The organism is Salinigranum sp., assembly GCF_041641895.1.
GTDB lineage: Archaea > Halobacteriota > Halobacteria > Halobacteriales > Haloferacaceae > Salinigranum.
Genome location: NZ_JBEPXO010000042.1, coordinates 22,985 through 33,239 on the forward strand (window position 1 = coordinate 22,985; position 10,255 = coordinate 33,239).

A 10,255-nucleotide genomic window follows, 5' to 3' on the forward strand; every position below is an offset into this window, starting at 1 on the left:
ACCTATGAGCCAACCGACGACGAGTCTCTCTCGGCAGGTGGTTCGGTCGTGAGTCTCCTCGCGGCGGTGGTGGTCTTCGTGGTGGGCCTCGTCAGTGGCGTCGTGGTCCGGTGGGTCGCCGGTCTCGCGGCAGTCGTTGCACTCGTGCTTGTCGTCCTCGGCGTCGCCGCGCCGGACATCGGTCTCGTCGAGTACGTCCTCACCCGATACTACACCGGGAACGAACTCCTGTTCCTCGCCGGATTCCTGTTCGGGATCGACGCCGAGAAAACGCGGGACGTGGTGGTCGAACGCTAGCCGACCACGGACGCTGGGCGAGAAAGGGGGCGTGAACCCCGAGACGGTACTGGACCGGCCCCGAGAGTGCAGCCGTCGAGACGACCGGGTCGACGGCCCGTCGCCGCCAGTGAATCGACGGCCGTCCACACCCTTCGGTCCGCTCACGCGCCGAGGCGTCGCTCGTCCCCGTCGGTCGGCGCGTGACAGCACAGAGGCCCAAGCGGATGTCGCGCTGGCTTACAGGACTTCCTCGAAGTCCTTGTGCCGGGAGATGTCGACGCCCTCCTCGGTGACGACTGCGACGTTGATGCCGTTACCCGAGGCGAGGTCGCGCTCGACGGCACTCTTGATGGCCCGGGCGGCGACGGTCTTCGCGTCCTCGATGGAGAGCGCCTCGTCGTACTCCTGTTCGAGCACACCCAGCGCGTACTGGCTCCCCGAACCGGTGACCGTGTACTCCTCCTCGGTGGTGCCGCCGAGGGGGTCGATGCTGTAGATGTGGGGACCCTCGTCGTCGACCCCGCCGAGGATGGGCTGGACGATGAGGAACGCGCCGGAGCGGAGGAAGTTGGCCGTCAACGTCGAGAGCGCCTGCATGCTCATGTCCTCGCCGCGACGGGACTCGTACAGGCGGACCTCCGCCTTCAACGAGCGGATGAGCGACTGGGCCGCCGAGACCGACCCGGCGATGGTGAGCGCACCGGTCGGGTGAATCTCTTCGACCTTCTGGACGTCCTTCGAGGCGACCATGTAGCCTGCGCTGGCGCGCATGTCCGTCGCGAGGACGACGCCGTCCTCCGTCTTGAGGCCGACGGTGGTCGTCCCGGTCTTCATCTCGTTCGTCTCTCCCGCGTCGGCCGACTGTCGCCGCTCGTCGGCGTTGGGGAACTCGCCGAGTTCCGGACCGAACACCGGTCGACCGTTTCCTGAGTCGAACCCGCCGGAGAAGTCGTCGTGGGTGGGGGTACGCATTGACGGACGTTGTCGGCCAGCGCTGATAAATGCAGTCCTTCCCCCCGCCGTTGCCGCCTCGCTCGGGTCCGGTGGGCCACAGGCCGGAGCGCCCGCGTCTCGCACCCGGCGACCGGCGTGTCCGCTCCGCTGAGCGTGACGTGGTCTGTCGAGAACGAGTCCGTGTTCAGCGTGCGTCGGCCGTCTCGGTAGCCTCGGCAGCGTCGGCGTACGCCTCGTCGAGCGTCTGGACGAGGCGACCGATCGGGAGCGTAACCCCGACCTGGCGTGCGAGCAGGGCCACCGGCATCAGGAGGATGCCGACGAAGACGGCGAACTGGTACGCGACCAGCAGGCCAGCGCGATACGTGGTTTCTATCATCTGCGTACTTCGCCTGGGAGCGGGTTTGATACATAAGCTTTCCCCCTCGGTGGATTCGACGAGGTCGCCGCAGTCGTGCGATTAAACTGGAGTTGCGGTAGACGCAACTCTACCTGAGTATCGAATGTGAGTAACGTACCGATGGGGTTACTCACCCCGAGTATTCTCGTAAGTTATGCGCGTAATCGACAGGGAGTGCGCGTCTCTCACGGGGGGTCGGGGGCCCCTGTGCACCGCCGCGGGAGCCGTCGTCGGAGGCACAGCGTCACGACTGACATCCCCACGCACGCGACGGGCGAACCGCAAGAGACGAAAGCCCGAGTCTCGATGAAGAGGTATGAGTAACTACCTCGTCGCACTCGAAGCCGCGTGGCTCGTGCGTGACGTCGACGACGTCGACGACGCTATCGGCGTCGCTGTCAGCGAAGCCGGGAAGCGGCTGAACGAACAGGACAAAGAGTACGTCGACGTGAACGTCGGCATCACTGGCTGTCCCTTCTGCGGGGAAGGGTTCGACTCGGCGTTCATCGCCGCCAACACCGCGCTGGTCGGCCTCGACCTCGAAATCGAGGTGTTCAACGCGGACAGCGAACAGCACGCCGCACGCATCGCGAAGAGCGAAGTCGGCGGCGCCCTCAGGGACGTACCGCTCTCGGTCATCGACATCGTCGAGACCGAACCGGAGTCGGAGTGAGCCCCACAACCTTTTTGTCATAACCTCTGGTTATAGGCGGTATGGAACTCCCGACCCCGCAGGAACTGAAAGACCGCCGGGAGTCGCTCGAACTCACCCAGAGCGCGCTCGCGGAGATGGCCGACGTCTCCCAGCCGCTCATCGCCCGCATCGAGGGCGACGACGTCGACCCACGTCTCTCGACGCTGCGGCGCATCGTCAACGCGCTCAACGAGGCCGAGGGGGAGGTCGTCCGCGCCGGGGACCTGATGAACGAGCACGTCGTCTCCGTCTCGCCGGACGACTCGGTGCGCGAGGCGCGCGACCGGATGCTCGAGGAGGGGTTCTCGCAACTGCCCGTCATCCTCGACGGCCGTCCACGGGGGTTCATCTCGAACAGCGACATCAGGCACGTCCACGAGGACAACGTGACCGACCTCCCCGTGGCTGAGGTGATGCGCGAGTCGTTCACCACCGTCGAACCGGACGCGACGCTCGACGAAGTCGACAGCTACCTCGACCGTCACGACGCCGTCCTGGTCATGAAGGACGGCGCGACGGTAGGGATCATCACCGACGCCGACATCGCGGCGCAGATGTCCTGACTCACTCCCGGGACCGAATCCGCATCGGGACATCTCCGGCGGGCTGTGTCGTCATCTCCGGGGCGAGTTCGAGAGCACCGTCGCCAGCCCACTCGAGTCGGTAGTCGCGAGCGATGGCGGCGACTGCCAGTACGGCCTCGGTGAGGGCGAACTCCCGACCGATGCATCGGCGCGAACCCGCACCGAACGGCAGGTAGGCGAACCGCGGCCGGTCGTCGTCGAGCCACCGGTCCGGACGGAACGACAGCGGGTCGTCGAAGAACCGGTCGTCGCGGTGGATGCGGACGACGGAGACGTGCACCTCTCCACCCGCGGGGACCCGGTAGCCTCCGACCGTCACGGGCCGAGTCGTCCGCCGGGGAATCGTGTGAATCGGCGGGTAGAGCCGCATCGACTCCCTGACGACGCGCGTCGTGCGTTCGAGGTCGTCGAGGTGCGTGGCCCGCGGCCGGTCGTCACCCACGACGCGGTCGACTTCGTCGTGGACCCGAGCCTCGACTGCCGGGTGGCGCGCGAGGAGGTACCAGGTGTACGTGAGCGCGAGCGCCGTCGTCTCGTGGCCCGCGAACAGCATGCTGACGAGCTGGTCCTCGACGGCCGTGTCGGTCCGAGGATATCCTCCGTCGTCGCGGGCCGCCGCGAGCAACGACAGCAGGTCCCTCGACCCGTCTCCCTCGTCACCCGCTCGCTCCCGGAGCAACCGACGGACCTCTTCGCGAAGCGTCCGGCGCGACTGTTCGAACTGCCGCCGACTCGGTGTCGGCACCCAGTCGGGGAGCACCCAGGAGGTGGGAACGACCAGGTCGTTCAGGCCGCTCGCAGCCCGCCGAATCCGTGCGTCGTCGCCCGACAGCGAGAGTTCGCGGCCGAACAGGGTCGCGAAGACGACTTCGAGGGTGAGCGCCCCCATCTCCTCGCGCATCGGACGTGTCTCGCCCGCGCGCCAGCGGTCGACGCGGCGCTGCATCTGGTCGACCATCGTCTCGGCGTAGCCGCGGACGGCCTCCCGGTAGAACAGCGGCTGGAGGAACTGCCGCTGGTCCGCCCACTCGGTTCCCTCGACGGCGACGAGGCCCTCGCCGAACGCCTCGGTGAAGTCGTCGGTCTTCTCGAACGCGTCCCCGCCGTCGACGAGGACGCGTTCGGCGTGGTCGGGGTGTGCGAGCACGTACGGGCCGTCGGTCCCGAGGACGTCGAGTTCGACGACGTCTCCGTACTCGTCGACGGCACGTTCGACGAAGCCGAAGGGGTCGCGAGCGAACCTGACGGTGTGACCCAGCAGGGGTAGTGCGGTCGGTGACGGCGGCGTCTCTGCCATCGCGTGTGCGACTCGTACGGTTCGAGCGTGAAAACGGTCCGGTTCTCAGAGGTCCAGCCCGCGGACCGAGACGCGCACCTCCCCGTCGTCTGCCGGTTCGACGTGGCCGACGACTCGGCCCTCCGTGGCAGCGGCCAGTTCCTCGGCCGCCTTCGGCGGGAGGGTACAGACGAACCCCGTCCCCATGTTGAACGTCCGGTGCATCTCCTCGTCGGAGACGTCACCCTCTCGCTGGACGAACGAGAACACCGAGTGGGCGTCGAACGGGTCGTCGACGACGTAGTGGAACTCGCCCATCCGCGTCAGGTTGGTCCAGCCGCCGCCGGTGACGTGTGCGGCAGCGTGGACGCCGTGTTCCCGCATGGGATCGAGCAGGTAGGTGTAGATGCGCGTCGGTTCCAGGAGCGCCTCGCCGACGGTGTCGTAGTCGGGTTCGTCGTCACCTCCCGCCTCGGGATACGGGTCGGTGTACTCGTGTCGGCGGGTGGCCGCCGTCCGCGCCAGCGTGAGCCCGTTCGAGTGGATACCCGACGAGCGGAAGCCGACGACGGCGTCCCCCTCTCGGGCCGTCCCGTCGAACAGCGCGCCTTTCGCGGCGAGACCCGCACAGGTCCCAGCCAGGTCGAGTCCGTTGACCACCTCGGGCATCACCGCCGTCTCGCCGCCCACGAGGGCGACGTCGGCCTCCTCGGCCCCGGCGCGGAGTCCCTCGCCGACCTGTGCGGAGAACGTCTCGTCCGGCTCGTCGACGGCGAGGTAGTCGACGAACGCGACGGGACGCACGCCGGCGGCCACCATGTCGTTGGCGTTCATCGCGATGCAGTCGATTCCCACCGTCGAGTAGTCGCCCAGGGCCTCCGCGACGAGGAGTTTCGTCCCCACGCCGTCCGTCGCGAGCGCGAGGTAGCGGTCGCCGATGTCGAGCAGGCCGGCGTAGTCGCCCGACCCGGTGTCGCCCGCGGCCGCGACGAGCGCTGCCGTCGCCGCCTCGCTCGCTTCGATGTCGACGCCGGTGTCGGCGTACGTGAGTCCCTCGCGTTCGGTGTCCTCTGTCTCGTTCGTCTCCCTCGTCTCGTCCGCGCCACCGTCCGTCCGCCGCGCCGGGCCGTCGGTCATGTCCGAACGCACCCACGGGGCAGGTATGAACCCCTCGGTTGCCGCGCCGGGCCGAACGCACTCCTCCGAGTCGTGCTGGTTCGAGATAAGCTCTCAGAACGAGTTATGAACGGTCTCGAGCCCGCTGAAAGCGTCGTGAAACGTCGAACGTGGCTGATGAAGCGTCCCGTTCACCGGTGAACGGTCCGGAATTCGAGCGAAAACGAACCAACGCTCTCACCGTTATATCGTGGCTCCGCCCCTCCAGTGAACTGCCCATGTCCGGTGCTCACTCCCAGTCTCCACGGTTCGGCGCCCTCCCGACCAGCACGCTCGCGTCCCTCCCCGCGCTCGCCTCGAAGACGGTGCGAGGCCTCGCGTTCTGGCTCGCCGTCGTCTTCCCGCTCGCGTACATCCCCCTCCTCCCCGGCGGCATCGGGGGGAGCGAACTCCTCCCGTTCCTTGCACTCCTCGCGGGCAACGTGCTCGCGCTGACCCTCGGCCACGACCACGCCCGCTGACGTCGTCGGCCCGGTCCGGTCCCTTCGGCCCTCCACCACGCGCGGCCTCCGCCCGACGTCGGCACGCGCTCCACCCCGTCCGTCCGTCTCTCGCCCCCCTCGTCTCGCGTCGACCGCTGTCTCGTCCCCCTCTCGCGTCGAATCCCACCGGACGTGGTCCCGAGAGGGGCAGGGGCGGGGGCGGTTCAGTCGGGTCCCTCCCCCGCTCGTTCCGCCGCGTCGAGCGTGTCGAGCGAAATCGTGTTCGGGAGGAGTTCGCCGAGCGTGTACTCGGCCCACTCCTCGCCCTCGTCACAGAGGACGACCAGGTCGTCGTCGCAGAACTCCGCGAGCGTCTGCCGACACATCCCACACGGGGTGACGCCGTCGCGGACGCCCGAGGAGACGGCGATACGCTCGAAGGTGTCGTGGCCGTGTTTCACCGCGTCCGCGATGGCAACCTCCTCGGCGTGGAGGCTGTTCGAGTAGTTGGCGTTCTCGATGTTACAGCCGGTGTAGACCTCACCGTCGCCCGTGAGCAGCGCCGCCCCCACCCGGTACTCGGAGTAGGGGACGTACGCGTCGGCGAGCGCCGCCCGGGCGGCGTCGACGAGTTCGGCGTCGGTCGGCCGCGTCGCGTCTGTCATGCGCGGGAGTTGGGCGCTGTCGGTCATATACCCCGGGTGTGTCGTCACCCGGCGCGGGAGGAAAGGGTCTATACCGTTGCTTCCCAAGCCTCGGTCGTGACTTCCGTAGCAGACGACAGCACCGACGGCCGCCGGGTGTTCCTCGTCGTCGCCGTGACCGTCGTCGTCCTCGCGGGAATTCTCGGCTTCTTCGTCGGGGCGAACGGGGCCGACGTGGCGCCATCGATTCCGCTCGTCGGCGGACTCGCCCTGCCGACGACGCCGGCGACGATGACCGTCTACGGGATGCTCCTGGCGGCCGTCTCGCTCGGCGTGCTCTTCGGCCTCGTCACGCTCGCGTCGCGGTTCGACGAGGGCGACGGGGCCGACGTCGACGTGGACGACCCCGAGTGACCGACCCCGCCGACGGTCCGGAACGGACCGCTTTTGTCTCTCCGAGTCCGAGACTCAGTATGTCCAGTTCGCTCGCCGAGGGGACGGGGAAGAACCGCAAGCGCGCCGCTCTGGCCGTGTTACCGTTCCTCGGTATCGGACTCGCGGACGTGGTCTTGCTCCTCTTCTGGGGCATCGAGCCGCTGTGGGGGCTCGCCATCCTTCCGCCCATCCTCTTCTGTTCGGTGCTGGCGTGGATCGTCTTCAGCACCGACTTCCTCGACGACCGGACCTGAAGACCGGACCCGGACACCAGAAGCAGGCCTCCCGGTCGTCGGCGACGGACTCACTGACCGGTGTCGTACTTGTAGGTCGCATCGTCGGGGTCGATGCCGAAGTCCTCCGGCCGCTCCTCCGGCGTGCTCTCCTCCGCTGCCGGGACGGCGATTTTGAACGCCTCGCGGAGCCGTTCGGGCATCTCGAACCCGTCGACTGAGAGTCGCATCGGGACGATGTCGTCGGCCATGGTCTCGCGCTTCGTCTCGAGGCGCTCGCGCATCGGCGCGGGGAGTTCACCCGTCGGAACCGGCTCGAACCCGAACTGCGCGAGGTAGGTCGGCTCGAGTGCGAACGAGTAGACCACGTCGAAGCCGGCGTCGCCGCTCTTCTCGACCAGTCGTTCGACGACGTGCGCGCCGACGCCCTGGCCACGCCACGCGTCGAGGACGCCGATGCCCGTGAGTTCGCAGTAGTCGCCCTCGTCGGTCTTGTGGACGCGAATCCGGCCGAAGCCGGCCTTCTCGTTCGTCTCCTCGTCGAGCGCGACGACGTAGTCGCGGGAGCGAAACGCCGCGTCGTCCAGGCCCATCGCCTCGATGTGGTCGAGCAACCAGACCTCTTCCCTGTTTTTGGCATCCCGGACGTACATACTGGGGAGTTAACGACGGTGTCGTAAAAGGGTTTGTCGGCGCCGGGCTAGTACGGGATGACCGTTAGCGCCACCGCCAGGAACGGAATCAGGAGGACGAGCATCGTCACGGCGTAGCCGAACATCTCGCGGGCGCGGATGCCGGTGATTCCCAGGAGTGGGAGCGCCCAGAACGGCTGGAACAGGTTCGTGTGTGCGTCACCGACGGCGTAGGCGATGGTCGCCTGCCCGGCCGGGACACCGAGTTCGTTCGCCGCCGAGAGGATGGTGGTGCCGATGACGGTCCACTCGCCGCCGCCGGAGGGGACGAAGATGTTGATGATGCCGGCGGTGACCCACGCGACGATCGGGAACGTCGTCGGCGTCGACAGCGAGACCAGCGCCTCCGCGAACGTCTCGGACAGTCCCGACGAGTTCATCATCCCGATGATCCCCGCGTAGAACGGGAACTGCAGGATGATACCGCTCGTCGCCGGAACCGCGTCCGAGAACGCCTCCTGGTACGCCGCCGGGCGCGTGAAGAGCGCGAGGCCGAGGAAGACGAACAGGAAGTTGACGACGTTGAGATTGAGCGCGCCGAGCCCCTGCTGGACGAACGTCCAGACCGAGAGCGCGACGCCAGTCAGTGCGATGACCCCTCCGAGAAGTCGGCTGTTGTCGATGCGGTCACCGACCGTCTCGGCGTCCGGATCCGCGACGTCGGCGCCGCCGTCGGCCGTCGCCGAGCCGAGCTGGCTCTCTGCGACGAACTCGGTGATCGACTCGGACTGTTCTGCTGGCGGTGCGAGCAGGTACAGCACGATTGCCGCGTAGACGATCCCGCTGACGACCAGCGCCAGCGTGTACGGGTGGAAGATGGTCTGGGAGGTCGAGATGAGCCCGTCCACGACTCCCTGTTCGATGAAGACGTTCCCCGGCGTGTTCATCAGGAGGGGGGCAGACGCGGCCAGCCCCCAGTGCCACGTCAGCCCCATGCCCATGTACCCGGCGACACAGAGGAGCGGGTAGTGGACCGAGAGACCACGCTCGTTCGCCCGGCGGCCCATCTCTCTCGCCATCACGGCACCGACGATGAGACCGAGCCCCCAGTGGACCCACGCGACCACCATCGAGATGACCCCGACGAGCACGACCGCCTGTTTCCCGTCGTTCGGGAGCCCCGTGAGCCACGAGATGAACCGCTGGACCCACGGGTGGTACGCCAGCGCGTAGCCGGTTACCAGGATGAGCACCATCTGCATCGCGAACGTCAACAGCACCCAGAAGCCGTCCCGCCAGTACTGTGCCATCGCGACCGGTGACGCGCCCTCGACCACCACACCGGCGACGAACACGACGTACGTCAAGACGACTGCGAAGAGGAACGGACTCGGCATCCACCGCTCGACGCCGTCGGAGACACGACTTCCGAATCGCTGTATCGCCGTTTCGTGTGTCTGTGTCGACATTACACTACCAGGTTCGATGACAATCTGGTATAACGGTGGTGATACTAGCCGTCCAGAACTGTTAGGTGACTCGGATATCGAGTTGACACTATGAGGGTTCCAGACACCGACGACGTCGTCCACGAACCGAGCGAGGCGTTCGTCGAGTCGACCAACGTCTACGAGTTCATGCAGGAGTTCGGTATCGATGACTACGACGAACTCGTCGAGCGCACCACCACCGACGTTGAGGGCGTCGACGACTCCGGTGTCGAGTGGTTCTGGGACACGATGCCCGACTACCTCGGTATCGACTTCTACGAGGAGTACGACGAGGTCCGCGACGACGCCGACGGTCCGCAGTTCTCGCGGTGGTATCCCGGCGGGGAGTTGAACCTCGCACACAACGTCGTCGACCGCCACGCCGCCGTCGACGCCGAGACGAGAAACAACGTCGCCTGTATCTGGGAGGGCGAACCCGGCGACGTCCGCGAGATCACCTACCACGAGCTCGCCCGCCAGTCCAACAAGGTCGCCAACTACCTCGAGTCGAAGGGTATCGACACCGGCGATACGGTCGGGTTGTACATGCCGATGGTCCCCGAGGTCGTCTCGATTCTGTACGGCTGTTTCAAAGTCGGCGCCATCGCCGTCCCCATCTTCTCGGGGTTCGGCGTCGACGCCACCGCGACCCGAATCGACGATTCGGAGTGTTCGGTGCTGTTCACCGGCGACGGCTTCTACCGGCGGGGCAAGCCGCTCACCCTCAAAGAGACTGCGGACGAAGCCATCGAAGAGGCTGGCTACGTCGAACACACGGTCGTCTACGACCGCCTCGGCGACGAAGTCGACCTCTGGATGGAAGACCGTGACGAGTGGTGGGCCGACGCCGTCGCGTCGCAAGACGACGAGTACGACACGAAGTCGCTCCCCGCCGACCAGGAGTCGATACTGCTGTACTCGTCGGGCACCACGGGCAAGCCGAAGGGGATCGTCCACACCCACGCCGGCGTCCAGATGCAGTGCGCCAAAGAGATCTACTTCGGCTTCGACCACAAGCCCGCCGACCGCTTCTTCT

14 protein-coding genes are annotated in these 10,255 nt (G+C 67.1%); 7 read left to right on the plus strand and 7 right to left on the minus strand.

The annotated features are described in order from the left end of the window. Positions 1-48 precede the first annotated feature (48 nt). Positions 49-297, plus strand: a complete 249-nt coding sequence (locus ACESK5_RS10670) for a hypothetical protein (RefSeq protein ID WP_372911551.1) — start codon at positions 49-51, stop codon at positions 295-297. 219 nt (positions 298-516) lie between these two features. Here the strand turns inward: ACESK5_RS10670 and psmB are convergent, their stop codons facing one another. Next, positions 517-1,251, minus strand: coding sequence for an archaeal proteasome endopeptidase complex subunit beta (gene psmB / locus ACESK5_RS10675; protein ID WP_372911552.1), 735 nt, complete (start codon positions 1,249-1,251; stop codon positions 517-519). A gap of 166 nt (positions 1,252-1,417) precedes the next feature. Continuing rightward, a complete protein-coding gene (locus ACESK5_RS10680) occupies positions 1,418-1,612 on the minus strand; it encodes a hypothetical protein (RefSeq protein ID WP_372911553.1) in 195 nt (64 codons plus the stop codon). A 337-nt stretch (positions 1,613-1,949) separates the two neighbouring features. Here ACESK5_RS10680 and ACESK5_RS10685 point away from each other — a divergent pair, with 337 nt between their 5' ends. Together ACESK5_RS10685 and ACESK5_RS10690 are read left to right on the plus strand one after the other, a co-directional pair. Then, complete coding sequence (locus tag ACESK5_RS10685) at positions 1,950-2,306, plus strand: DUF555 domain-containing protein (RefSeq protein WP_372911554.1); 357 nt, start codon at positions 1,950-1,952, stop codon at positions 2,304-2,306. Between the two features lie 41 nt (positions 2,307-2,347). Beyond that, entirely contained in the window at positions 2,348-2,890 is a 543-nt protein-coding gene (locus ACESK5_RS10690; RefSeq protein ID WP_372911555.1) for a CBS domain-containing protein, read from the plus strand. 1 nt (position 2,891) lies between these two features. Here ACESK5_RS10690 and ACESK5_RS10695 read toward each other — a convergent pair whose 3' ends face one another. After that, positions 2,892-4,208, minus strand: coding sequence for a cytochrome P450 (locus ACESK5_RS10695; protein WP_372911556.1), 1,317 nt, complete (start codon positions 4,206-4,208; stop codon positions 2,892-2,894). Between the two features lie 45 nt (positions 4,209-4,253). Then, on the minus strand, positions 4,254-5,324 hold the full coding sequence (purM, locus tag ACESK5_RS10700) for a phosphoribosylformylglycinamidine cyclo-ligase (RefSeq protein ID WP_372911557.1): 1,071 nt from the start codon (positions 5,322-5,324) through the stop codon (positions 4,254-4,256). A gap of 257 nt (positions 5,325-5,581) precedes the next feature. Here purM and ACESK5_RS10705 point away from each other — a divergent pair, with 257 nt between their 5' ends. Continuing rightward, positions 5,582-5,824: a hypothetical protein gene (locus ACESK5_RS10705; RefSeq protein WP_372911558.1), complete on the plus strand. Its 243-nt coding sequence runs from the start codon at positions 5,582-5,584 to the stop codon at positions 5,822-5,824. 185 nt (positions 5,825-6,009) lie between these two features. Here the strand turns inward: ACESK5_RS10705 and cdd are convergent, their stop codons facing one another. After that, a complete protein-coding gene (cdd, locus tag ACESK5_RS10710; protein WP_372911559.1) occupies positions 6,010-6,450 on the minus strand; it encodes a cytidine deaminase in 441 nt (146 codons plus the stop codon). A gap of 96 nt (positions 6,451-6,546) precedes the next feature. Here cdd and ACESK5_RS10715 point away from each other — a divergent pair, with 96 nt between their 5' ends. Together ACESK5_RS10715 and ACESK5_RS10720 are read left to right on the plus strand one after the other, a co-directional pair. Continuing rightward, on the plus strand, positions 6,547-6,843 hold the full coding sequence (locus ACESK5_RS10715) for a hypothetical protein (protein ID WP_372911560.1): 297 nt from the start codon (positions 6,547-6,549) through the stop codon (positions 6,841-6,843). A 59-nt stretch (positions 6,844-6,902) separates the two neighbouring features. After that, positions 6,903-7,118 carry a hypothetical protein gene (locus ACESK5_RS10720; protein ID WP_372911561.1) on the plus strand — a complete coding sequence of 72 codons (216 nt, stop codon included), beginning with the start codon at positions 6,903-6,905 and terminating at the stop codon, positions 7,116-7,118. A gap of 50 nt (positions 7,119-7,168) precedes the next feature. On the opposite strand, the gene ACESK5_RS10725 is transcribed toward ACESK5_RS10720, so the two are convergent. Then, positions 7,169-7,750 (minus strand): GNAT family N-acetyltransferase, encoded by a 582-nt coding sequence (locus ACESK5_RS10725; protein ID WP_372911562.1) that lies wholly within the window; start codon positions 7,748-7,750, stop codon positions 7,169-7,171. A 47-nt stretch (positions 7,751-7,797) separates the two neighbouring features. Next, positions 7,798-9,198 carry a short-chain fatty acid transporter gene (locus ACESK5_RS10730; RefSeq protein WP_372911563.1) on the minus strand — a complete coding sequence of 467 codons (1,401 nt, stop codon included), beginning with the start codon at positions 9,196-9,198 and terminating at the stop codon, positions 7,798-7,800. A 90-nt stretch (positions 9,199-9,288) separates the two neighbouring features. Here ACESK5_RS10730 and ACESK5_RS10735 point away from each other — a divergent pair. Further along, the coding region (locus ACESK5_RS10735) for an AMP-binding protein (protein ID WP_372911564.1) at positions 9,289-10,255 on the plus strand (967 nt) is incomplete at its 3' end.